The sequence below is a fragment of the Acinetobacter sp. 826659 genome (assembly GCF_000588515.1).
GTDB classification, from domain to species: domain Bacteria; phylum Pseudomonadota; class Gammaproteobacteria; order Pseudomonadales; family Moraxellaceae; genus Acinetobacter; species Acinetobacter pittii.
Genome location: NZ_JFYD01000001.1, coordinates 769897 through 795223, shown reverse-complemented (window position 1 = coordinate 795223; position 25327 = coordinate 769897). Strand labels below are relative to the sequence as shown.

Genomic DNA, 25327 nt, shown 5'->3' with positions numbered 1-25327 from the left:
TTTGAAAAACAGGCAATATGCCTGTTTTTTATTGATTGAATAAAATTTCTTGATAATAACTTTTTTTCTTTTGATACATGTGATGGTCTGCTCGTTTTAACATGTCCTCAATTTGTTCATTTGTTTGAGTGGTTGCATGTCCAATTGCAATACTTACTGGATGGCTTGAATAGTATTGATTGTCGATATTAAAAAGCTCTTGAATCGTTTGAAGCATAATTTGAACGTTCGCTTCATCTGCGCCTGGCATTAAGATCACGAATTCATCACCACCGATTCTGGATGCAGTATAGGCTGTATTTGAAATAGCCTGACTTAAAATATTTCCAACACGGCGTAATAAACCATCTCCAATATCATGCCCAAACTGGTCATTTGTTTCTTTTAATCCATTCATATCTAAAAAAATTGAAGAAACTGGTCGAATAATACTTCGATTTAAACGATTAAGTTCCTCTGTAAAAAAAGCACGGTTATATAGTTTAGTAAGAACATCGTGTTGCCCTAAATATTCAAGATAGTTTTCCGCTTTTTTCCGGGCAGTAATATCTGTCAGCGCAACTTGCACTAATCCCCAAGTCTCTTCATATCCCGGAAAAACGGTAAATTGAAGCAAGACATTTCTTATTTGGCCATCTAAAGCGTAGTTAACGGCTTCACGTTTATGATGGATATTACCTTGCCATAACTCGATGAGTTGTTCTCGAAAGGTTTCAACCATTTCTTCAGCAAAAATCTTGTGTGTATTTCTTAAAAGTGTCGACTTATCAGGAGCTTTAAATAAATCTATCGTGGCCTGATTAACATCTAAAATTAAAATATCTTCTACACACTGGCGGACAAACTCAGGATGAACATCTAGAAAAGTTCTAAAGTCTTCAATTCCCAATAGCCTAAGTTGATCAATTCTATTTTTTATACGGCTGAAATCCTCGACCCACAGCGAAGTAGGCGAGTAGATAAACATAGATTCAGCCAGTCGACGGTTTTTTTCTTCCTGACGGAGTGCATTTTGATAAGGGGTAATATCTTCTGTAGTAATTAATACACGTTCAAAGGTAGATTCAGAACCAGGTAAAATGGAACCTCTTAACTGAACATCAATACGTTTGCCTGATAAGGTGTAATTCACGGTAGTGCTTGAAAAATGGGTTTTGCCATTCCATAACGCTTCAAGCTCATAAATATGTGATTCGAACATTTCCTTTTTAAAAATAAGATTCAAATTTGAATATAGTTCCTCGCGCGTTGTTGCTTCAAAAAGTTCCAAGGTTTTTTTGTTAACACGAATAATTTTAATTTTATGAGCGCATTCGATAACTAAGTGTTTATTTTGATTTAAAAATTCATGGAGGTTTTCAATTCCTTGCTTTCTCCATAAATTAAATTGTTGTTTAACTTCACTGAAATCCTCAATCCACATCGGAATTGGGCTAAGGTCAAAAATCGAAGAATCTAAAGTTTCCATATGTTTCTTTAAGTATTCAGTTTGTCTTAAAGTATAATGAGAAAAATTAAGATTTGGGAGAATAAAGAGTTTAAATATATTAGAATAATTAAAAATAAAAGGATTAAATGTAATTAAAAATAAAATAATGAGAAAGCAGAGATTATCTGCTTAACTCATAAATTCATAAGAAAAATTAACGATTAATAGGGTGATCAATGTTTTTTTCACCACGCCATAACTTAATAAAATCTTGCTCATCAAAATCGTAAAGTTCCATCAGTGCAACAACTGCACTTACAAAAATCATGGCACCCTCAGAGTTTCCATGAAGATTGAAAATTTTACCGTTTAACTTCCCTAAAATATCACTAAGCTCATGATCACGACCTCGTCCATAACGATCTCGTGGATACAACTCTTCATTTAAAACAATAAGAGCTATGGCTTTCTCAGCTTCTGATAAATCAGTTTTATCTAAAGCTTCTTCAAATGATTCACTGCCATGATTAAAGTAAAAAATAACTTCATCATTAATGAAACTTTGTACCATCTTTTGAGTTAAAGTCGGAAATTGAGATACTGCATTATCTTCTACATAGGGTTTAAAAGACTCCGGAAAGATAACGTTGTGATAAATACCTTTAAAAAGAGGAGCGATTTCAGAAACTTTATAGCCTGCGATGCCACAACCTAATGCAGTAATGAAATATTTCATTTTAGGATGATTTTTTGTGTATATCTTAAAGTCTTCAACATAATGCTGAATTTGTGAAAGTGGCATTTGTTGAATGTGTTCATTTAAAGTTGGGATTGCAAAGCTTTGACCAGCCCAGCCACGACCTACACCTTCAACTGCTCCGAAGTGCTGACTTGCAACGCGCGCTGCACCACTACCGTGTTGTCCAGCAAGATTACTTCCAAATACAAAAACTGTATCCTCGGGAAGTTCGGTTACAATACTTTCATCATGATATTGATAGGTCATGGTTATACTTTTTGTTTAATGGATAGCTTCATGTTGCAACCGATTAGGGTATTGGTCAAGTGTTAAGATGCTTAATCTTTTACATTGAATTTCAAGCTCAATTTAGACTTTAAATTAAGATAAAAATCCCCATTAAAAGGGGAGACGTTAAATTCAATTTTTCATAAAGAGAGATAACTTTGAACGAAAATCAACCTTTTGATTTGGTCACTCATTATCAGCCAGCAGGTGATCAGCCACAGGCCATTGAAAAGCTGGTAAATGGTATCGAGCATGGTTTTCGTAATCAGTTATTGCTGGGTGTAACTGGCTCGGGTAAAACCTATACCATGGCGAATGTGATCGCTCAAACACAGCGACCTACAATTGTGATGGCTCATAACAAAACTTTGGCTGCCCAGCTTTATGGAGAGTTTAAAGCATTCTTCCCTAATAATGCGGTTGAGTATTTCGTAAGTTACTATGATTACTATCAACCCGAGGCTTACGTTCCATCCTCAGATACTTTTATTGAAAAAGATGCTGCCATTAACGATCACATTGACCAGATGCGACTATCAGCAACACGTGCTTTATTAGAGCGTCGTGATGCAATTATTGTGGCCTCGGTTTCTGCAATTTATGGTTTGGGTGACCCAAATGCTTATATGCAAATGTTACTGCATGTGGTTGAGGGCGACCGTGTAAGTCGTGATGAAATTATCCGCCGTTTGGTTGAAATGCAATATACGCGTAATGAACTTGAGTTCTTACGTGGTACATATCGAATTCGCGGCGAAATTATTGATATTTTCCCTGCCGAATCTGACCAACATGCGATTCGTATTGAACTATTTGATGACGAGGTCGATTCGATCCGTTGGTTTGACCCGTTAACGGGTAAAATGGTCCGTAAAGTTCCACGTGTTACGATTTATCCAAAAAGCCACTATGTAACACCGAAAGATCATCTGACTCGTGCTATTGATACAATTAAAGATGAGTTACAAGATCAACTTAAATTCTTCCGTGAACATGACAAATTGCTGGAAGCCCAGCGTATTGAGCAGCGTACCCGTTATGATTTAGAAATGATGCAACAGTTGGGCTATACCAATGGTATCGAAAACTATTCACGTCATTTATCGGGCCGTCCAGCTGGTGAAGCGCCTCCAACTTTATTTGATTATGTACCAGAAGATGCATTGCTGATTATTGATGAGTCACACGTTACAGTTCCGCAAATTGGGGCGATGTATAAAGGCGACCGATCACGTAAAGAAAATTTAGTGAATTACGGGTTCCGTTTACCAAGCGCACTTGATAATCGACCAATGAAATTTGAAGAGTGGGAACGCATTGTGCCGACGACTATTTTTGTCAGTGCAACACCTGCTAAATATGAGCTAGAAAAGTCTGACCAAGTGGTTGAACAAGTGGTACGTCCAACAGGATTAATTGACCCTGAAATTGAAGTTCGCCCAGTACTTACTCAAGTCGATGATGTTCTTTCTGAAATTAATATTCGTAAGAACCTAAATGAACGTGTGTTGGTGACCACTTTAACAAAGCGTATGGCGGAAGATCTGACTTCTTATTTAAAAGAATACGGGGTTAAAGTCGCTTATTTACACTCTGATATTGATACTGTTGAACGTGTCAAAATTATTCATGAGTTACGTACAGGTGTGTTCGACGTTCTAGTCGGTATTAACTTGTTGCGTGAAGGTCTCGACATGCCAGAAGTTTCTTTAGTTGCTATTTTAGATGCAGATAAAGAAGGTTTTTTACGTTCAGAACGCTCACTCATTCAGACAATTGGTCGTGCCGCGCGTAACGTGAAAGGTAAAGCAATTTTATATGCTGACCGAATTACTGATTCTATGCAAAAAGCAATAGATGAGACTGAACGCCGTAGAGCTAAACAAATTGAGTTCAACGAGTTGCATGGTATTACGCCACGTAGTGCTGTTCGTCAGGTCATCAAAGAAATTGATTCAGGCGAAGTGCTTTCAGACGACGAAATTGATGAGAAGGTGCTTGAACAAGCACAAGCTTTAAGTGCTGACGAAAGACATATTCTCTCTGATCCAAAATTGTTTAGTAAGCATATTACTAAGCTTGAAAAAGAGATGTTAAAAGCTTCGAAAGATTTACAGTTCGAGCAGGCAGCTCGGATACGTGATGAAATCATTCGACTAAAAGCGCAAATGTTGCAATAAACGAATACATAACGCTACATAATGTGTTTAAAAAACAAGCTACTGTAGGTATTTGAGTTCTTTTGTATTCACAACTAATCGTTGAGGGCAACAATGGCATTTCGAAATAATGTTCCGCAAGCCAGCTGGCGTTTGGCTAAAATTGCGTTGGGCGGTGTCGTTTTGGCTGGTTTGGCTGTTGGAACCTATGTCTATGCCCAGCCGAAACCCTTGCAAACTGTCTATAAAGTTGAACTGGACCGATATTTAGGTGTTTGGTATGAAGTCGCGCGTAAGCCTGCATTTTTCCAAAAAAAGTGTGCTTATAATGTATCTGCGACCTACACCTTAAACGAAAATGGAAATGTAGTAGTAGATAATCGCTGCTACGATAATAGAAAACAATTACAGCAATCTATCGGGGAGGCCTTTGTGGTTAACCCGCCATATAACACCAAATTGAAGGTAAGTTTTTTACCGGAAGCTGTAAGATGGATTCCGGTAATTCGTGGGGATTACTGGATTTTAAAGCTAGATGAAGACTATCAGACTGTTTTAGTCGGGGAGCCTTCACGTAAATACCTTTGGGTGCTATCAAGAAATCCTCATCCAGAGCAAGAAGTGGTGGATGAATATTTAAATTATGCAAAAACATTAGGTTTTGATATTCGAGATGTTATTCGTACAGAACATAAAGAATAGTGGTATATGTCTGATTAAGAAAAAACCATGTTTTTACATGGTTTTTTCTTTTTTATAGTGGATAAATCAAGTATTGTAGTGAGTTGTTTTTACTAAAGTCTAAGAGGTTGATGATGTTTAAGGGCGTGATCTTGTCTGTCATGGCATCATTCACTTTTGGTGTACTTTATTTTTATACTGAATTATTAAGCCAGCTCGATAGTGAACAAACTTTTGGATGGCGGATTATTGCAACACTACCGTTCCTTACTTTATTTATGTGGTGGAGTGGTGATTTAGCCTATATCAAGAATATCTACCAACGTATTTTGGCTAAGCCTTCTTTACTCTTATTGTTAATCACAACCTCTATTTTAACCTCAGTACAACTTTGGCTTTTTTTGTGGGGGCCGATGCATGGGCGTGGGTTACAAGTCTCTTTGGGATATTTCTTATTACCGCTGGTTCTTGTCTTAGCTGGAAGTGTGTTGTATGGCGAAAAAATATCAAAATTTCAATGGGTAGCAATTATTCTTGCAGTCATTGGTGTTAGCCATGAGATATGGCGTTTAGGAAGTATTGCGTGGGAAACTGCATTGGTAGCAGTTGGATATTCTGCCTACTTTTTATTACGTAAAAAAATTAAAACAGATAATTTAGGGGGCTTTTGGTGGGATTTGGTCATTATTATGCCCGTTGCGATTTATTTAACTCATACCGGTTTGCTGCCATACAGTAAATTTATAGACCAACCGAGTCTTTCTTTGATCATTATTGGGCTTGGAATTTTAAGTGCTATTGGTCTGGGAAGTTATATTCTAGCAAGCCGCTTTTTACCTTTAGTTGTGTTTGGACTCTTAGGATATTTGGAACCTGTATTACTTGCTTTAGCTTCTTTGGTTTTAGGGGAGAGCATTGGTCAAGAAGAATGGTTCACTTATATTCCGATTTGGTGTGCTGTTTTTGTACTCGTTTTAGAAGGGGCAATTCATCTTTATCAACAACGGCAAAAAGCCCAAAATCTGCAACTTAATATCACGAAATATCAAAAAAGATTAAAAAATGATGAGTTCAATTAGGTCGTCAGAACCTAAAAAGTAAGAAAAAGCAAAAATTTAGCTGCTTTAAACAATAAGATAATAAAAAATAATTATAGGTATTTTATGAATTTATGATGAATTTTAGGAAAATCTAGTCACTAACGTCAGCTTTTGATTCATTCTTGCCAATAATTCCATTACAATTACGGGGTTTTAAAAATCACGCCTAGATATAATTAATTAGAGGACGTATCTGTGAGCAAAGACACTATCATCGCCCTGCACGCTGAACACCAAGGCCGTTGGAAAAACCGTGAAGAAATCGCGGAACGTATGATTGCATTAATCGGTCAATTATACCGTGAAAAAAATATTGTCGTATCTGTTTACGGTCGCTCTTTAATTAACCGTTCTGTTATCCAAATTTTGAAAACTCACCGTCGTACACGTGTTGTAGACGTTGAACTTTCTGTTGTAAACACATTCCCAATTTTAGAAGCTTTAGCAAAAGTTGAAAATATTGGTTCTGCAGAAGTTGATATCGGTAAACTTGCTGTTGAATACAAAGAAAAAGGCGGTGATGTTGATGCTTTTGTTGCTCAATCAGTTGAGTCAATCAAAGGTAGCGCAACTTCTGAACAACCTAAAGATGTAGTTCTTTACGGTTTTGGTCGTATTGGTCGTATCTTGGCTCGTTTAATCATTAGCCAATCAGGTTTAGGTCGTGGTTTAAGCCTTAAAGCAATCGTTGTACGTAAGTCTTCTGACGGTGACTTGGCAAAACGTGCTTCTTTACTTCGTCGTGACTCTATTCACGGTACTTTCGCTGGTACAATTTCTGTTGATGAAGAAAACGAAGCAATCATTGCTAACGGTAACTTCATTAAAGTGATTTATGCGTCTAGCCCAAGTGAAGTTGACTATACTGAATACGGTATTGAAAACGCACTTTTAATCGACAACACTGGTAAATGGCGTGATGCTGAAGGTCTAAGCCAACACTTGAAATGCTCAGGCGTTGCACGTGTTGTATTGACTGCACCAAGTAAAGGCGAAATGAAAAACGTTGTATTTGGCGTAAACAACACAGATATCTTGGATGAAGACAAAATCATCTCTGCTGCAAGTTGTACAACAAATGCAATTACTCCAATTCTTAAAGTATTGGATGACAAATATAAAGTTCTTAACGGTCATGTTGAAACTGTTCACTCATTTACAAATGACCAGAACTTAATCGATAACTACCATAAAGCAGATCGTCGTGGCCGTGCTGCTACTTTGAACATGGTAATTACAGAGACTGGCGCAGCTAAAGCAGTTGCTAAAGCATTACCTGCATTGAAAGGTAAATTAACTGGTAACTCTGTACGTGTTCCTACACCAAACGTATCTCTTGCAATCTTGAACTTAACGCTTGATAAAGAAGTTGATCGTGAAGAAGTGAACGAATACATTCGTCAAATTTCGATTAACTCTAACCTTCAAGGTCAAATTGGTTATACCAACTCGACTGAAGTTGTATCGAGTGACTTTATCGGTTCTCGTACAGCAGGTGTATACGATGCTCAAGCAACGATTACTTCTGGTAACCGTTTAACTGCTTACGTTTGGTACGATAACGAAGTTGGTTATAGCTGTCAGGTATTACGTATTGCTGAACAAATGTGCGGCGTAAGCTACAAAAAAATCCCAGCAGAATTGAATGCTTAAGATCATTTAACGATCTATAAAATATTTTCACAAAAAGACCCAGTCTAGACTGGGTTTTTTTACAACCGTACAAAATATATGCTGACTATTTTTTGTAAATAAATGAGAATACAAATTAAGGAAAAAAAGAAAATAGTAAGGGATAGGAATTGTCGCAGTTTAAACGTTTGTTGGTCGTTTTTGTATTCATCATTATTGCCAATTTATGTGGTGTACTCATTGCAATATGGGTATTTAAGCACTTTAATATTTATATTCCACTGAAAAATCAGGCAGTTGCTATTGATTTACAAGAGCCTCTACAGGTTAAGGTTAAAGTACAAGATGCTTTAAATGTGGATGTAAAGGGGCGCGTAAATGCCAGTATTCCAATTGATGAGAAACTGAATATTCCTTTAACACAAACATTAACTCCGCGTGTTTATTTCGATAATATGGTGCCGATTAGTACAACCATTCCAGTCAAAGAAACATTAAAAGTTGAGCAAAATCTACCAATTGATACCAAGGTTCAGGTGCGTGTTTTGGGGCGTGATATTACATTGCCATTAAAAGGAACGATTCCATTAAAACTTGATGTGCCAATTGATATTAATGTTCCGCTTGAGCAAAAGGTTCATTTAAAATTTGATGCTCCAGTACGCACGGTATTAAAAGAAAATCTACATATTCCTTTAAAAGCAAGATTAGACACGAATATCCCAATTGAGGGTAATTTAAGTGTACCTGTTAAAACTGCATTAAATGCTTCGGTTGATGTGAAAAATACTTTGCCTGTTAAGATTGCAAATGGTGAGTTAAAGATTCCTCTGTCCACTATGCGATTAAATCGAGTATTGGGTTCAGAAACATCACAAAAGACAGCTGATCAATAGGGTGGATGCTAATGTTCCGTTCACTCAAGAGTATGTTAATCAGTTTCTTTTTAATGATGATACTTGCCGCTATTATGTTTTGGGTGTATCTCAATATTCAAGCAAATTTAGTCGTTTCGGCTCATAATGCCGATATTAGTTTACCTGACTCTTTAGAAACAAAAATTCAAGTTGGTAATACTTTGCAGGTTCAGTCTATTGGTAAACTTGATACAACTTTAGATATAGATCGCCAATTAACTTTACCCCTAAAAGGGAAATATTTGGCAGATTTAAATTTTGCTGTAGAAACACCTATTACGGTAAGTGTCGATTATTCAACGACTCTAAAAATTGATCAGGTTATGCCTTTAGAAACCACCACAGATTTGGTTTATCAAAGTAAGTTTTTACCAAAATTTCCCCTTAAATTAGATATCCCTATTAAATTAGATGTGCCTTTTAATTTAAAACGTAGTTATACCGTTCCCGTTAAAATTGTTTTTGATGGTCCAGTTTATTTTGAATTCGATGAACCTGTAAATTTATCGGTGAAACATCAGTTTAAACCAAGCCTAAACGTAAATGATCCTATGGAAATGGGGAATGTCTCTTCATTTAATGCCATCATGTATAATTCTGTGCCAAAAACAAAAGCAAATCTTGATATGCAAATGACCTTACCTCTGCGTAATGTTCATCCTTGATAATTAAATAAATTGGCTAAATTTTATTTTTTATAAGGATCTTATTTACAAAACTAAAAGCATCTGCTGGATTAAAGATAAAACAGATCGTTATAAATGGAATTGTTCCATTTTCTATTCGAGAATTTTATGAAAATATGGCAGAATAGGCGGTTTTAGAGTTTTTAGAGGATTGGCAGATGCGCTTTGTTGATGAAGCAGTCATTACCGTAGAGGCTGGCGACGGTGGCAATGGCGTAGCCAGTTTTCGCCGTGAAAAATTTGTACCATTTGGTGGCCCAGATGGTGGTGATGGCGGACGTGGTGGAAGTATCTATATTCAAGCTGATGACGATACAAGTACGCTAGTCGATTACCGTTACACACGTAAATTCCGTGCTGAGCGTGGAAAAAACGGTGCAGGTGCTAACTGTACTGGACGTGGTGGTGAAGATGTGGTTTTAAAAGTACCCGTTGGTACAACAATTGTTGATACAGATTCAGGCGATATTATTGGCGATTTGGTTGAAGACGGCCAAAGAATTCTGGTTGCTGGTGGTGGTGAAGGTGGTTTAGGTAACACTCACTTTAAATCATCAACTAACCGTGCACCTCGTAAATGTACGACTGGTACAAAAGGTGAGTTTCGCGAAATTCGTCTTGAATTAAAAGTATTGGCAGATGTTGGTTTGCTAGGTATGCCAAATGCCGGTAAATCTACTTTCATTCGTGCTGTAAGTGCTGCAAAACCAAAAGTGGCAGATTATCCATTTACAACCATGGTTCCAAACTTGGGTGTAGTCGATGCTGACCGCCATCGTTCATTTGTAATGGCCGATATTCCTGGGTTAATCGAGGGTGCAGCAGAAGGTGCAGGTTTAGGAATTCGTTTCCTTAAACATTTGGCACGTACTCGTATTCTTTTACACATTATTGATGTACAACCAATTGATGGTTCAGATCCAGCGCATAATGCAAAAGCGATTATGAATGAGTTGGCTAAGTTCTCACCAACTTTGGCGAAATTACCAGTTGTTTTAGTACTCAATAAACTTGATCAGATTGCTGAAGAAAGCCGCGAAGAGTGGTGTCAGCACATTCTAGATGAACTAGAGTGGACTGGACCTGTCTTTAAGACATCGGGCTTATTAAGCGAAGGTACAAAAGAAGTTGTGTATTACCTGATGGATCAGATTGAACAACAACGTGAACGCGAAGTTGAAGATCCTGAATACGCAGCAGAAGTAAGAGCTTTCCGTGAACAACTAGAAGTTGAAACACGTGAACAAACCATTGCGGCAAAAGAAGCATATCGTGCAATGCGTCGAGCACAACGTCTCGAAAGCATGATGGACGATGATGATGATTTTGACGATGATGAAGACGACAATGATGTAGAAGTCATCTACGTTCGTGACTAGAAAACCGAGGGAAACATGATAGAAGTGGTCGATGGGCAACGTCAGCTCAGTGAGTGTAAACGAATCGTTGTTAAAATCGGATCATCTTTACTTACGGCTAATGGGCAAGGTTTAGATCTAGATGCTATTTCGCATTGGGCGAAACAGATTGCAGATCTGCACAATGCTGGACACGAGATTATTTTAGTGTCATCAGGAGCTGTAGCAGAAGGTATGGTTCGTATGAAGCTTGCGAGTCGCCCCACCGATCTACCCAGTCTACAAGCCTGTGCTGCAATTGGGCAGATGGGCTTAATTCATACTTGGTCTAGTGTGCTTGAAAACCACGGTATTCGTACTGCTCAGGTTTTATTGACTCATGATGATTTGGCAGATCGCCGTCGTTATCTGAACTCGTGTGATGCTTTGCAAAACTTGATTGATTGGCGTGTGATTCCTGTCATTAATGAAAATGACACGGTGTCTACCGATGAGATCCGTTTTGGTGATAATGATACTTTAGCTGCGATGGTGGCAGGTCAGGTTCATGCAGAATTGCTGATCATTTTAACCGATCAGCAAGGTATGTTTGACTCAGATCCGCGTCATAATCCTGATGCTAAATTACTCTCTACTGTTCGTGCTATGGATGATGATTTATTCGATATGGCCGGCGGTGGCGGTGTGCTTGGCAGAGGTGGGATGGTCACTAAAGTTCGTGCTGCACGTTTAGCTGCTAAATCGGGCTGCCCAACCCTCATCGCGAGTGGCGAAAGTGATAATGTCTTATCACGTGCGATGGCAGGTGAGATGCTAGGCACTTTGTTTACTACAGATAAAGACCGCATGACTGCTCATCAACAGTGGCTTGCTGCTCATTTACAAACAGCAGGTCGTCTTGTGATTGATGATGGTGCTGTTGAAGCGATTAAATTGAAGCATCGCAGTTTGCTCCCTGTGGGAGTTAAAAATGTTGAAGGACATTTTGATCGTGGTGATGTGGTTGAATGTGTCGATAAACAAGGTAAACGTATTGCGGTAGGTCGAGTGAACTTTAGTTCACGATCAGCCGAAATTATTAAAGGCTTAGCCTCAGATAAGGTTTATCAAGTGCTTGGTGAAGCTCGTTCACTTGAAATGATTCACCGTGATCATATGGCAATTTATTAAGTTTTACTCAAATAAAAAAGCTCGCTTTAAGCGAGCTTTTTTTCTGGTGTTAAACGAGGTAAAACACGGTCTTCACCTACCATATATGGATGTGTGGCGAGACTGAGCATGTCTAAGTCTTCCGAGCTATTACCATAAGCATAAATCTGGTGGTAATGCTGTAGCGTATATTGCTGATGTATTCTTAACTTCTTTTGTTCACTACTACAGTCTGGAGTGGAATAGTAACCCGTCATCATGCCGTTTTTAATTTGAGTTTCAGTACAAATTAATTCGATATCTAGTAACTTGCAAAGTGGAGCAAGATAGACATCAATTGAAGCTGAAACTAATACGACCTGATCACCACGCAATTGATGGTGTTGTAACTGATTAAAAATTTCAGGCGAAAGCGCAGAGACTAACTCTTGTGCGTATTCTTCACCTAATTTTTGTAATTCAATTGCAGGCGTATTTTTAAACATGCTACGGAATAACTTGGCACGCATAGCATGGGCAGGATAAAAGTTAAGATAGTAGGCTTGAATCCATGGCAGAATTTTCAAGCCTTGCTTAACAATGTGACGCTTAGATAAAGCATAAAAGATGAACCCTGTAAAACTATCTTTACTACACAAGGTTCCATCAAAATCGAACAGGGCGAGACTTTTTATAGTCTTATTCGTTTCGCTCGTTGCATACATGTTTCATATCGTCCGTTTACGCGGGTTGCATACCAATTGGTATTATAATCACGACTTAATTTAGGCCCAGAAATCACCACTTGAGGCATAATCGCATAAAGTGGTTCTTTGCCAGTTTTTGATTTATAAAGTTTAGTCAGCGCAATATAAGTTTGAGTACTTTCAAACTTTTTCTCTTTTTCTAATTTAAGATCATCACGAATTTGTCTTGGTGTAACCAATACATTATTTTTTGCAAATACCGTAATCAGTTCTTTTTCTGACTCGCTTTGAGCTGCGCGTGGATCACCATCTTTTGTATAAAGAAGTAGATCGCCATCAAGACTTATATCTTTATCGGTAAGTTCTTGTAGCATTTTTTGAAAAGCAGCATTACGGCTAGAGTACATACCAGAGTTATAATCCGCAAAACGATAAATGGCTTTATCGTAGTCTGCCGGATAAACCATTAAACGATGTATGCCGTAATATAAACCACCGTATTCAGTATATAGGTCATCGCGGAGCGCAGCAGTACTCATACTCGAACGCTTATTGGCTTTCGCATAGTTAATATGAACTTGCATTGAGCCCAAAGTCGTAATAGGGTTCATTTTCTCGCCAATATCTTGACCAACCAATTTGGCTGCACCAGTTAAGGCACTCACATGATAGTGTTTAGCCATGAAGTCGAAAATTTCTCGGTAAAGTAAGTCGAGTTCTTTCTCGGTTTTAACTTTACGCATTTGACTCATATAGTTGTTATCAGGAGAGGGCTGAGTTCTTAGAACTTCTTCAAAGTAACCAGCAATTGTTCCACCAACGGTTTTGCCAAGCTTATCTTCAAATTTTTCATTTAAACGTGTACTAACTTCTTCAACTGCCTTTTGTCCTAACCCAGGCACTTGAGGGTTGGCAACAAAGTTAGATTCCTGATCCACTACAGCTACAATACTACAGACATTTTTCTTGGTTTTAGGAATATCCAAGTCTTTCATAATGTCATCAATATCTTTAGCCCATGACTCACGGTCATGCACACGTGATGGAATTAGACGTTTAATCTGTTGGCTTTCTAGTTCAGGCTCATCATTGTTTGACCACCAAGCTTTATCACCACAAGCAGCTAAACTCATGCATACGGCAGCCATGCCGAATGATTTTAATAAAAAACGGGAAGACAACGGTTTGTTCATGGCGAGGAAAGCACCTGCATAAAAAGATGAGCCGATTAAGCGGATGAAGTATACTATGTTGATCATCAATTGTATGAATATATATGTATATTGGTCCCTATCAACTGTCAAATAATTTAATTGTTGCTCCTATGGCGGGAGTTACTGACCGTCCATTTAGAACACTCTGCAAGTATTTTGGCGCAGGCCATGCAGTCAGTGAAATGATGACTGCTGATAAAACTTTGCGGATGAGCAAAAAGAGCCTCTACCGTGCGAACTTTGATGGTGAGCTCGCTCCGATCTCTGCTCAAATTGCAGGCTCTGATCCTGAGCAATTGGCAGAGGCTGCACGCTATCAAGTAGCAAATGGCGCACAAATTGTTGATATTAATATGGGATGTCCTGCCAAGAAAGTATGTAATAAGCTCGCTGGTTCAGCGTTATTACAAGATGAAGACTTAGTGGCTCCAATTCTTGATGCGGTTGTTGCTGCTGTTGATGTTCCCGTGACTTTGAAAACCCGTTTAGGCTTTTTAAATGGTCAGGAAAATATTTTAAGAGTCGCAAAAAGGGCAGAAGAAGCGGGGATTGCCGCGCTAGCTTTACATGGCCGCACCCGTGAAGACATGTATTTAAATACAGCACGTTATGATTTGATCAAACATGTCAAAGAATTAATCAATATTCCACTTATTGCGAACGGTGATATTGATAGTCCTGAAAAAGCAAAATATGTACTCGACTATACAGGGGCCGATGCAATTATGATTGGTCGCGCTGCTCAAGGCCGACCATGGATTTTCCGTGAAATTGCTCATTATTTAAAAACTGGTGAACACTTAGCTGCACCTAATATTGAAGAGGTGAAACAGGTACTACTAGGCCATTTATCAGAACTTTATCAATTTTACGGTGAATACTCTGGCTGCCGTATTGCCCGTAAACACATTGCTTGGTACACCAAAGGATTACGTTCGAGTAATGAATTCCGCCAAAATATGTATAAAGTTGAAAGTACCGCTGAGCAAGCACTAGTAGTTGAGAACTATTTTAATCAGTTATTGGCTGAAGGCAATTTGATGAGTGATGTGCAAGTAGAGCAGGTTAACTTATTAGAAACTCATTAAATAAAAAGCCAGTATCTGATTACTGACTTTTTTAGATTTACTCATCTTCTAGCATTTCTACGACTAACTGGTTAACCAGATCAGCAGCATCTAGCTCTCGTATTTGCGAGACATTACTACCTGCCCAAAAAGCACCGAAGCCATAGTCTTTATTCTTGCTTGCAATGGCATTTAATTGCTTAGCTAAATCATATGCATATGGATATTCGGGTTGAGGTGGGCGATTAGGTAAATCAATTTGTGTGTGCCAATGGTTGAGCAGGCCACGGGCTGGACGTCCAGAAAGACTGGCGCTGATTTGTGTCACAGGCTCACTAAATAAAGCTTTACGATACTCGGCAGATGCATTTGATGTATGGCATTGAACAAATGCTGTTCCGAGTTGAACAGCAGCAGCTCCTAAGCTCAACATGTGTCGTGCCTGTGCTCCATTCATAATACCGCCTGCGGCTACCACAGGCTGTTTGCAATGCTTGACAATAAGGTGTACTAAATCACTCGTTTTAATTGCTGCATCAAAGGTTTTATTAAAGATTCCACGATGTCCGCCTGCTTCAATCCCTTGAGCAATAATAATATCTATACCAGCTGCTTCAATGGCTTGTGCTTCAACTAAATTAGTAGCAGACACCATCGTAATAATTCCGGCATCTTTTAATGCTTGAATTTGATGGGGATGGGGAATCCCAAAATGAAAACTTACCGCTTTAGGTTTGGTTTCTAATACGACATTTAGAAAATCATCGTTATCAAGAAAACTTGGATAAATACAGTTTAAGTTTTGAGGAGGCTGTTCTCCGAACTTTTCAAATTGTGGGCGTAAATATTCAATCCATTGAGCAGAAGCTTGGAGGTTAAGTTGTTCGGGGTGATGACAGAAAAAATTAACCTGAAATGATTTTTCTGTAAGTGTTTGGGTTTTTAAAATCTGTTCACGTGCACTTTGCGCCGTATTTGCACCTAGACCTAAGGACCCGAGACCACCCTGATTAGAAACTTCTGCTGCAAGTTCAGGTGTAGATACACCTGCCATAGGGGCAAGAAAAATTGGATGTTTAATTTCAAGTTGTTGTAATAGGTCCATTTTATTCACCTCATTTCTTTCTGTTCACCATAACGTGAAAGCAGAACCAAGAGCAAATAATATTGGGCATTTAGTTTTTAAATATTTAGTTCTTAAACATTGATAAGTTCTGATTTTTTAAAGTGGAGTAACATGAAATAAAGAGCCGATCCAGCTTGAAAAGCCCATCGCTAAAATTCCCCACAAGGTAATGCGTAGGCTCCCTTTAAGCTTAGAAGTGCCCGCGAAATGACTTGATAGCGCTCCTAAAAAAGCTAATGAAATAATGCCAAATATTAAGACTATTTTTTCGATCCATATCTCTGGACTGAGTAAAATAGCCAGCATAGGAAACAATGCCCCAAATGAAAATGAGCCAGCTGAAGCTAATGCGGCTTGAATAGGATTTGCTGCGGGATTTTCATGAATACCAATTTCATCACGCGCGTGAGCCCCTAATGCATCATGATTTGTAAGTTCAGTAGCAACTTGTAGAGCTAAGTCAGGTGCTAAGCCTCTGGATATATAAATTTGGGTGAGTTCGTCCAGTTCACGCTGCGGATGCTTTTTGAGTTCTTGTTCTTCAAATTTTAAGTCGGCTTTTTCAATATCTTCTTGTGATTTTACTGAAATATATTCTCCTGCAGCCATAGAGGTTGCACCGGAAATTAAACCAGCAATACAGGCAATAAGAAGTGTATGAGCAGAGGCCCCACTTGCAGCTATTCCCATAATTAGACTAGTAACAGAAATAATTCCATCATTTGCCCCTAAAACGGCCGCCCTTAACCAACCTGAGCGGTGAATAAAATGATGTTCTGGATGCTGAGAAAAGGACATGTTTTCCCCTATTTGTAGTTATAAATTTTTATCTTATCCTATAAGATTATTTACAATAATACGATTAAAAAATGTGTCATTATAGGAAAAACAAACAGATAAGAACGGTTTTAAAACATAATATTAAAGGAGATAAAATGAACAATTTAAAGAACTCATCTATTTATATAAACAGTGTCATTTATGGGTTTAATTATCATACTTATTGATTAAATTTTAATTTGATTGCTACGCAAGCATTCTACCTATTTTACTCTAGAGGTCCCAATGAATAGCAAAACAATAAAATCTATAACCCGTTCCTTTATCGTTATTGGTTCGATCTGCCCAGCTTTAGGCCTCTTAAGCATGGAGACTAGTTTTGCGCAAGAGATTGTTAATCAAGAATATAAACCAGGTAATCCGATTTATGATAAATGGGATCAATTTTATAAAATTGAAAAGACTCAACCTGAAAATGCCGAGAAGTTATTATTAGAACTTGGAGAGATGACGCCACAAGATATTAAAGTATGGAAAAGTTTAACTTATTTACAGATTAGGTTAGGGAAACAAGATGCTGCTTTGCAAAGTCTAAGAAAAGCAGAGGCATTAGATCCAGCAGATGATAATTTAAAACTCCAAGAAGCTTATCTACTGAATTCTCAAAAAAATAACAAAGAGGCTTTGGTGGTTTTTAAGGAACTTACCCAGTCTAAAGATACTGATATTGCGACTAAAGCGACACAGGCTGTAAAAAATCTGAGTGGAGGAGAGGTCAAAACTTATTTTCGTGATGTGTATTTTGCACCTTCATATGAATCACGTTACGACGATGTAATTTTCCCACTTAAAGCTCGTTATGGTAAGAACCTCGATAATGGTCGAGCGCAGGTGTATGGCTTTTTAAATCTAAACCGCGATACTCAATCTCAAGGTGGTGTGCGACCTGAAATTATTGATGAAAATGCAGTAACTCTAGGTGTAGGCGCTAATTATCAACCTTGGACTTCTATACCTGTACGCATGTATTTAGAAGTAGGTGGTAGCTATGATCTGATCGATCGAAATAGAGATAAATTTCGTGAAAGTGTTGTGGGTGGGGTAGCAGGTTATCAAGAGTGGTACTCTCAAAATAGTTGTAATCAGTCACTTTGTTTTAATGATTACTTCACTGATTTATATGGCAACGCAGCAACTTATTCTAGAGAAGATTATAACGTTATTGGTGACTTGCGATTACGTACGGGTTTGAATGTCTATAAGGGGGAAACGGGCACTGTACAGGCGTATGTGAAATTGCATGGCTTAGCTGACAGTAAAGATGAATATTACAATAATTTATTTGAATATGGCCCAGGTATTTCATGGCAGCCTTTTAATTATCAACCAATAAAACTACGTGTTGAACGTCTATATGGCAATTACTTTAAAGATGTGCCAGTAAATACGAAAGATCATTACAACAATACTCGAGTAGAGCTCGTTTTTTATAAGGATTTCTAAAGTGAATAAAATTTTTATATCTATTGTATTTGGAACCCGTCCTGAATTAATCAAACTTGCCCCTGTTATTTTATTGGCAAAACAAGACCCTCGCTTTCAAGTTGAAGTGATTTTTACTGGACAGCATGACGAACTAGTAAGAGATGCGATAGATTTCTTTGGGGTTGAAATTGACCACCGTCTTAAAATTATGAATGCTGGACAAAGTTTAAATCAGCTCTTAATTCATGGTTTGAGCCAAATCGAGAATGTATACACTGATGGGCAAAAACGAGATGCAATTGTTATTCAGGGAGATACAACAACTGTTTTAGCAGCTGGCTTAGTCGCGTTTTCAATGAAAGTTCCTGTTGCGCATGTTGAAGCTGGTTTACGTTCTTATGATTTAGATCATCCTTTTCCAGAAGAGGGAAATCGTCAGTTGGTTTCACGTATTACTAAATGGCATTTTGCCCCGACTGAACAATCAAAAAGAAATTTACTCAATGAACAAATTCCGCCAGAGCTCATTACGGTTACAGGCAATACAGTTGTTGACGCTGTGTATTTAGGGCGTAAATTAATTGCTGAAAAATCTGATTTGAAGAACCAGCTTGAACCTTATGGAATTCAATTAAAGCAGGATGACAAAGTAGTACTTATTACTGCCCACCGTCGTGAAAATTTTGGCGGTGGAATTCAAAATATTTGCAACGCGGTTGAGTACTTAGCCCAAGCACATCCTGATTTACATTTTATTTGGCCTGTACATTTGAACCCAGCAGTACATGATGTGGTTCATGATAAGTTTAAAGACCATTCCCAAATCCATCTTGTTAAACCATTAGACTACCCAAGTCTATTGGCAGTGATAGACCGATCTACTTTTATTTTGACGGATTCGGGAGGCTTACAAGAAGAAAGTCCATCATTTAATAAGCCAGTTTTAATCTTGCGGGACACTACCGAGCGACCAGAAGTGGTTGAGGTGGGAGCAGGCGTTTTGGTGGGTACAAATCAAGAAAAAATTATTGAAGAAGCTGAAAAGTTACTCACTGACCAACAGCACTATGAAAAAATGGCGCATGTAGAAAACCCATTCGGCGATGGGCAAGCAGCTCAACGTATTCTCAATCAAATTGCTAAATCTTATGAATTGGCATAATCATGATTTAAGGATCTTGTCTCATTTATGGTTTTGTTGGCATGACCATAAGTGAGGCGATACCATAAGCTCACAATATTAACGCACCAGCGGCTCATGTAATGAGGGCCATCAAAAATATAAACAGTTTTACCTTCATATGCTTTTAGCTGAGAAATAATTTCCCAAGGATACGCGGCTCTAAATTGTCCATTCTTTTTCACTCTAAAAGCTTCTAATACTATAATTACTTTGTCTTTTCCAAGTTTATGTTCAAGCTGATCTAAAATATGTTTGGCCTGTTTAGGTGATCGAACGCCAACACCAACACCATCTTGGAAAAAAACTCCAGTATGGTCAGGCAGCCAGCTTTTAACCCATAAATCATAATTTTCAGGTTCACTTTCGCCACTATAAATACTCACCCAGACTGGTGAAGGAAGCTTCGATAGCACATGACCTAAAGTACTAACTCGTAGCCAAGTTGGATCTGCTTCTACTGGAAAGTAATAACCTTTAAATGCTGTTTTTTGCTCTTTTATAATTTGGGCAGATTTTTCGCCTAATTCAATGACATTAGCCCGAGCTTTAGGTTCATTATATTCACCGGCTAAGCCCAATATGAGATTTTTTGCCCAAGGTTCTTGTTTAATCTTTTCTAAATTAATGGCTTTTTCCCATTGAGGAAAATTTGATTCTTTCCACCAAGATTTAGATTCAACCACAGACCATTGAGGAACAAAGGTATCGACACCTAAGTAGTGCCAATTTCCCTCTGGAGGAGTCGTGTTATTGTCAGGTTGCCAGAAAATACCTTCAATATGAGGGGCTTGACCTTGATGTTTGAAAAGCCCCGCATATACGACGACACTACATATAATTAAAATAATAAAAGCAGCTATTTTAATTGGTATCTGTTTTCTCATTATTTCGTCTTAACCAGTACCACAAGAAGATAATTATTATCATAATTGCAGAGATAATCACAACTAGTAAGAAGAAAGAAGACTGTTGGACTAGAGGCGCCTTTTGATTTCCGACAATGAGTTTTTGTAAAACATAGATATTTCCATTTTCAGAAACCAGCATTTTCGTCACGTTGTTTGGAATTTTATGTTGTATTTTTTCCCAAAGATGCATAAAAGTTTGTGCGCCACCCTCTGAGTCGGTAATTACATCAAAGCGATTATTGTTATAACTAACAATGAAACCATTCTGCGCAGCAGGTGCATAGATAATATCCTGATGCATTAATACCTGTTGTTGATAAATATCTTTATTCACACGGACATTTATGGATTGAGGTGCACTCGGTGAATAACGGACTAGGTTGAGAGGCATTGGTGCTGGTGTTAAAAGCATTTTTTTCGCGGTTTGACCTAAGACAATAGCAATATTTAATGCACCAGATTGATCATCAATCGCAATTGTAGGAGTCGTTGCTAAAGTCATTGAAATTGCAGCTACACCATTTTTAAGTTTGTGGGGAAGCTTTACAGTAGACTTGGCTGTATCAATCCAGAGTGAACCATGCGCGTTAGGTAAACATTGGGAATTGGCAATTACTGAGTTTTCAAGCTTTAGACTAAAATTTGTCGTATTAGAAATGGCTTTTGCAAAAATATTGAATTGACGGTTTACTGGGTCTGAAGCAAGATCCGCTGTTTTCATACTTCCTGCGAGCCCACCATCAATCCAAGCTGTAATATTGGAACCTTGTAATAAACCACTTTGAATACGAAGTGCAATTTGCCCTTGCAAGATATCGGTTGGTTGCCATACTGAAGGGAAGTCAAGGAATAAGTTTTTTTCAGCATGATTTAATCTGAAATCTTCAATTCCCAAATCAGCGAGAGTATCTATTTTTTTAAATTGAGCCCAGGTCGGGTTAGATATCGCATTTGGAAAAATTGCGCTTCCTGTACTAAGTTGTTGCACATAAGAAGGATTAATTAGCCCGTTTACTGCGCTCGTTAAATCTTGTTGAGTGTGATAGGTAATTGTTAGAGTCGGCACACCTTCTACAGGTTTCGCGATTTGTACTAATGCTCCGCCTTTTAATGGTGTTGGTGAGTGAATAACTTCAATAATAAAGTTTGTTTCAGGATTTAAATTGGTTTGTCCTGAATCAACCCATTCAACGGGTGTTATTGAAGTCCATGAACTTGCTAATCTAGCGAGCATAGACGCTTCTATAATCTCTTTACGGTTATATTTTAAAATGCCAACAAATGGAGTAGGTCGTCTCGCTTGTGGGTTATATAAAGCATCTGGCAAATCTTTTATGCGATACTCATTACGAACAGGTGTAAAGTCGAGTTGGGAATTGCTTAAATATGTTAGGTGATCAATATCTTCTGTACAAAAGGTTTCTTTGGTTTGATTCAGCGTAGTCGGTTTTGCATATTGTTGAATAATAAAATCTAAACGGTGGAAACCACTTTGGCTTACTGGAATATCAAATTTGAATTGACCATCACCACTTAGCGTAGTGTTATAAATGAGTTTATCATCATATTTTACAAGTAAAGTTGTATCACTTTCAGTGGAATAATCACTTGAAAATTGAATGTTTTGCCACTGGGCACCTTTGCCAATATAGAAAAAATGAGGCTCGACTGTGTATTTAGTAGAAGTACTAATGTCGTCCAATTTCCATGTGTAAGCATGAGCAGACATGGCGAGCATAAGACTGGTGCTGGCAAGGAGCACTTGAGCTGTGTTGTAGAGATCAAAAGTCTTTTTCATTTATTTTTTCTCCTTGCTACGTTCCGTTTTGTACCATTGAAGGGAATTACCCTGTATTTTATTTTTAAGCATGTCATATGCGGCTTTAAATACAATGAATAGAAAAACTTGTGAGTAACTTACATAAGATAGAACTGAATAAAAATAGAGTTCTGGTTTTACTTTTTCGAGTGAAAGGGTAAACCACATTTGTGCAATATATAAGCAGAATGAGAGTCCCCACAACGTGGTAAATGGACCCGGAACTGAAATGCCTGCTATATCAAGCAACCCAAGGGTTAACGTGATATGACTCCAGAATAAAGCGGGTACAAAAAGTATGTAGCACATAATGTTATTTAGAATTTCAATCCCTATAGGAAAAGGCGTTCTTAATGCTACGGGTAAATATTTACGAGTTACATAAAAATTACCTTGGGTCCAACGTGAGCGCTGTTTAACAAATACACTTAGAGATGGGGGGTCTTGCTGCCAACCAATCGCATAGGGCACCCATTTAATTCGTTTTTGGCCGATAAAAATCCTAAAACTCATTTCAGTGTCATCGACCAATGACTTTTCATCGAAACCACCTAAGGTTTCTAAAGCATCACGCCAAATCACATAGTTAGTACCCATCAATGTTGATAATTCAAAACGTTGCCAACGACCGCCTTGGAAAATCCATTGGAAAAAGATGAACTCAATTGCGATAAATCTGGTCAAAATACTATCTTGCCAGTTACGTGTTCTTACTTTTCCATTAACGGCTACTAATTTTTTATCGGCAAGCAGGGTTTGAGCTAGCAAGCGGACACAGTCGGGTTCAGGTGTACTATCTGCATCATAGACAACAATCAATTCGCCTCTGGCATGGGGGAGGCCATTATTAAGCGTTCTAGATTTACCTTTACCACCCATTCCTTTAGGAACATTAACAATCTTTATGCAAGGATAAATTTTTGCCAAATTTTCGGCGATTTCTAGGGTGTTATCCTTTGAACCATCATTAATAAGTAAAACTTCATATGCTTCGGCTGGGTAATCTTGTTGAGCAATTGCATGCAAAGTATCTTCAATCACAACCCCTTCGTTATAGGCAGGGATCAAGACGCTCAAAACAGGCCATCTCTCTGGTATAGGAAGGTTTTGTAGCTCTTTTTCAGCTGTTTTTGAATATTTCCAAGCTTGATAACTTAACCACGCCCAAAATGCTTGTGGAATCCAAATCCCTAAAAAGCCAAATAAGAAGAGAATATCAATGGGAGCCATTTGATTTAACCCTCCTAATAATAGACGAGATGAGCAATATCAATAAAATCAACCCAACTACTAAGGAGATCCATGAAATATAGCTACCAAATGTACCAAGGAGGTCTGGGTAGGTACTCGTGAGAATTAGATCGAGTGGAACTACAACGGTACTTAACCCAATGAAAATATAGCCAATAAGACTTGTCTCTACTTCTTCAGGCGTACTTATGTAATTAATCTTATTAAATTTCCAAGATATTCCGAGTTGAGGATACCGAATATTTGTTGTGGGTAGATCGGCAGGGGGATTAATAATAATTTCATAGCCAGAAATATGACTGTTAAAAGGTTTAGCCGAATAAAATAAATGCTGTTTTTGCTTAATCTCTCTAGAGGGGAGAGGAAGCTGTGACGGATTAAATTGAATAATATAGCTACCAGCGGTCTGTGAAATTAAGTTTTCATCCCAACCTGTTGAGACAAATGCAGCCATAGGCCGTAAACCAATGGCAGTGGAAAAGGTGGCTTTGGCCGCAAAATATTGAGGTTGCTCTGATTTATAAAGTGCAATCGGAATCGCACCTTGGCTGACTGCTTCTTTGAGCAAGAAATAATGAGAAAAGCTAAAAACTTCATCCGGCAATATAATGCCGGGCTTGATCCCTTTATGAATAAGACGTTGAAAGCTATCCGAGCTGATCTGGTCAATTGTAAAGATAGGCCACCATGTATCCTGATATGGAAAAAACATGGAAAGATCATAGGTACTTTGAACTTCTGTTTTGGTGTATTCAGTTTTAATCTCACAATGATAATATTGTCGATAGAACTGCTGTAAAGTGGCATCAGGATACTGACTAGATGCAATAATAATTCCACAAATATTAAGAAGATTAGACATTAGGTCATCTCCTCTTCAGGTGGAATCTGAATAACTTTATATTCGACTTCAAGCCGCAAAGTCATAATTTCTTTTAGCTTTTTAATAAATTCAGGTTCTTCATCCGTTTTTTGCTTGCGAATTACAATGCTGTATATAGTTTCAAGATCATCATCAGCAAACTGGAAAACGATTTCTTGTGGATGATGTTGGCTCAAAATCTTAATCATTTCATTTTGAGTGGTTTTCCATACATCATCGCCTAACATTTCTTTAATTAAGCTTCGGTTGAGAATTCTAATTTCAAAGACTTCATAGTCTTGTATGTTATGATGATCAAGAAGCTTAAAGAAACTACGTTGGAAATACTTGAGTGCACTAAGTGGGAAAATATCACGACGATAATTACGGTCATAACTTTGAATATCGCGGTATTTTTGAACGTTAATTTCAATATTGTGGCGTACAGCACTCAGAAAAAGAGGAATGAGGGGAATAATAAAAAGTAAAAGAAGCTGACGTTCAATATGGGTCTGAGCCCCTAAGTCGAGTAGAAAATATACTGCAACACCGATAAAAGCGACTAAGCCCACAATTAAAGATGCGCCAACTTGTAAAAAAGCTCCAGAAATTAAAAGAATGAGAATAAAGATCCAGCTTCCTCTAAAACTTACAGGCAACCACTCATACGCCACTATGCCCATAAATAGATGAGCTGCGATAATCCATAAGACGAGTGTTCTTCCAGGGTTTTTTTGTTGCTGTTGCATGCGAGCTATGGCTACCTTCTTGTAATGTTAATTTTTTTATACTTTTATTACTAAACGTG

At 38.0% G+C, this 25327-nt stretch carries 22 protein-coding genes; 11 read left to right on the top strand and 11 right to left on the bottom strand.

The window, feature by feature from the left end:
- Window positions 1-28 precede the first annotated feature (28 nt).
- Both J663_RS03675 and J663_RS03670 read right to left on the bottom strand, forming a co-directional pair.
- Complete coding sequence (locus tag J663_RS03675; RefSeq protein WP_033847852.1) at window positions 29-1468, bottom strand: sensor domain-containing diguanylate cyclase; 1440 nt, start codon at window positions 1466-1468, stop codon at window positions 29-31.
- Between the two features lie 175 nt (window positions 1469-1643).
- A complete protein-coding gene (locus J663_RS03670) occupies window positions 1644-2435 on the bottom strand; it encodes a hypothetical protein (protein WP_014207357.1) in 792 nt (263 codons plus the stop codon).
- A 179-nt stretch (window positions 2436-2614) separates the two neighbouring features.
- Here J663_RS03670 and uvrB point away from each other — a divergent pair, with 179 nt between their 5' ends.
- The 8 genes from uvrB to proB all read left to right on the top strand — a co-directional run bounded on the left by uvrB (window position 2615) and on the right by proB (window position 12159).
- Window positions 2615-4636: an excinuclease ABC subunit UvrB gene (gene uvrB / locus J663_RS03665; RefSeq protein WP_002118463.1), complete on the top strand. Its 2022-nt coding sequence runs from the start codon at window positions 2615-2617 to the stop codon at window positions 4634-4636.
- 93 nt (window positions 4637-4729) lie between these two features.
- The gene (locus J663_RS03660) at window positions 4730-5317 is read left to right on the top strand and encodes a lipocalin family protein (protein ID WP_032055225.1); all 588 of its coding nucleotides are present in this window, start codon (window positions 4730-4732) and stop codon (window positions 5315-5317) included.
- A 110-nt stretch (window positions 5318-5427) separates the two neighbouring features.
- On the top strand, window positions 5428-6375 hold the full coding sequence (rarD, locus tag J663_RS03655; RefSeq protein WP_081320163.1) for an EamA family transporter RarD: 948 nt from the start codon (window positions 5428-5430) through the stop codon (window positions 6373-6375).
- Window positions 6376-6591: 216 nt separating this feature from the next.
- Entirely contained in the window at window positions 6592-8049 is a 1458-nt protein-coding gene (locus tag J663_RS03650) for a glyceraldehyde-3-phosphate dehydrogenase (RefSeq protein ID WP_033847847.1), read from the top strand.
- A gap of 149 nt (window positions 8050-8198) precedes the next feature.
- Window positions 8199-8924: a hypothetical protein gene (locus tag J663_RS03645; protein WP_032004447.1), complete on the top strand. Its 726-nt coding sequence runs from the start codon at window positions 8199-8201 to the stop codon at window positions 8922-8924.
- Window positions 8925-8935: 11 nt separating this feature from the next.
- Complete coding sequence (locus J663_RS03640) at window positions 8936-9610, top strand: hypothetical protein (protein ID WP_005073191.1); 675 nt, start codon at window positions 8936-8938, stop codon at window positions 9608-9610.
- 179 nt (window positions 9611-9789) lie between these two features.
- The gene (gene cgtA / locus J663_RS03635) at window positions 9790-11010 is read left to right on the top strand and encodes an Obg family GTPase CgtA (RefSeq protein WP_002118576.1); all 1221 of its coding nucleotides are present in this window, start codon (window positions 9790-9792) and stop codon (window positions 11008-11010) included.
- Window positions 11011-11025: 15 nt separating this feature from the next.
- Complete coding sequence (gene proB / locus J663_RS03630; protein WP_002118789.1) at window positions 11026-12159, top strand: glutamate 5-kinase; 1134 nt, start codon at window positions 11026-11028, stop codon at window positions 12157-12159.
- Between the two features lie 26 nt (window positions 12160-12185).
- Here the strand turns inward: proB and J663_RS03625 are convergent, their stop codons facing one another.
- Together J663_RS03625 and J663_RS03620 are read right to left on the bottom strand one after the other, a co-directional pair.
- Complete coding sequence (locus tag J663_RS03625; RefSeq protein ID WP_032035916.1) at window positions 12186-12842, bottom strand: HAD-IB family hydrolase; 657 nt, start codon at window positions 12840-12842, stop codon at window positions 12186-12188.
- The gene (locus tag J663_RS03620; protein WP_025466547.1) at window positions 12809-14017 is read right to left on the bottom strand and encodes a DUF1615 domain-containing protein; all 1209 of its coding nucleotides are present in this window, start codon (window positions 14015-14017) and stop codon (window positions 12809-12811) included. Before J663_RS03620 ends, J663_RS03625 begins: the two co-directional genes overlap by 34 nt.
- Before the next feature lie 83 nt (window positions 14018-14100).
- On the opposite strand from J663_RS03620, the gene dusB reads away from it, so the two are divergent.
- Window positions 14101-15126: a tRNA dihydrouridine synthase DusB gene (gene dusB, locus J663_RS03615; RefSeq protein ID WP_033847844.1), complete on the top strand. Its 1026-nt coding sequence runs from the start codon at window positions 14101-14103 to the stop codon at window positions 15124-15126.
- 37 nt (window positions 15127-15163) lie between these two features.
- Here the strand turns inward: dusB and J663_RS03610 are convergent, their stop codons facing one another.
- Window positions 15164-16210: an NAD(P)H-dependent flavin oxidoreductase gene (locus J663_RS03610; protein ID WP_033847842.1), complete on the bottom strand. Its 1047-nt coding sequence runs from the start codon at window positions 16208-16210 to the stop codon at window positions 15164-15166.
- Between the two features lie 117 nt (window positions 16211-16327).
- A complete protein-coding gene (locus J663_RS03605; RefSeq protein WP_033847840.1) occupies window positions 16328-17029 on the bottom strand; it encodes a VIT1/CCC1 transporter family protein in 702 nt (233 codons plus the stop codon).
- A gap of 267 nt (window positions 17030-17296) precedes the next feature.
- Here J663_RS03605 and J663_RS03600 point away from each other — a divergent pair, with 267 nt between their 5' ends.
- On the top strand, window positions 17297-18514 hold the full coding sequence (locus J663_RS03600) for a tetratricopeptide repeat protein (protein WP_033847838.1): 1218 nt from the start codon (window positions 17297-17299) through the stop codon (window positions 18512-18514).
- Between the two features lies 1 nt (window position 18515).
- Entirely contained in the window at window positions 18516-19658 is a 1143-nt protein-coding gene (wecB, locus tag J663_RS03595; RefSeq protein ID WP_033847836.1) for a non-hydrolyzing UDP-N-acetylglucosamine 2-epimerase, read from the top strand.
- Here the strand turns inward: wecB and J663_RS03590 are convergent.
- Genes J663_RS03590 through J663_RS03570 form a run of 5 tightly spaced genes read right to left on the bottom strand, consistent with a single transcriptional unit; the run spans window position 19643 to window position 25268 of the window.
- Window positions 19643-20563, bottom strand: a complete 921-nt coding sequence (locus tag J663_RS03590) for a hypothetical protein (protein WP_033847834.1) — start codon at window positions 20561-20563, stop codon at window positions 19643-19645. The genes wecB and J663_RS03590 overlap by 16 nt on opposite strands.
- Window positions 20541-22385 carry a hypothetical protein gene (locus J663_RS03585; protein WP_033847832.1) on the bottom strand — a complete coding sequence of 615 codons (1845 nt, stop codon included), beginning with the start codon at window positions 22383-22385 and terminating at the stop codon, window positions 20541-20543. The genes J663_RS03590 and J663_RS03585 overlap by 23 nt, the downstream gene beginning before the upstream one ends.
- A complete protein-coding gene (locus J663_RS03580) occupies window positions 22386-23636 on the bottom strand; it encodes a glycosyltransferase family 2 protein (RefSeq protein ID WP_033847830.1) in 1251 nt (416 codons plus the stop codon).
- Window positions 23623-24519, bottom strand: a complete 897-nt coding sequence (locus J663_RS03575; protein WP_033847828.1) for a hypothetical protein — start codon at window positions 24517-24519, stop codon at window positions 23623-23625. The genes J663_RS03580 and J663_RS03575 overlap by 14 nt, the downstream gene beginning before the upstream one ends.
- Complete coding sequence (locus J663_RS03570; protein ID WP_033847826.1) at window positions 24519-25268, bottom strand: hypothetical protein; 750 nt, start codon at window positions 25266-25268, stop codon at window positions 24519-24521. Before J663_RS03570 ends, J663_RS03575 begins: the two co-directional genes overlap by 1 nt.
- Between the last annotated feature and the right edge of the window lie 59 nt (window positions 25269-25327).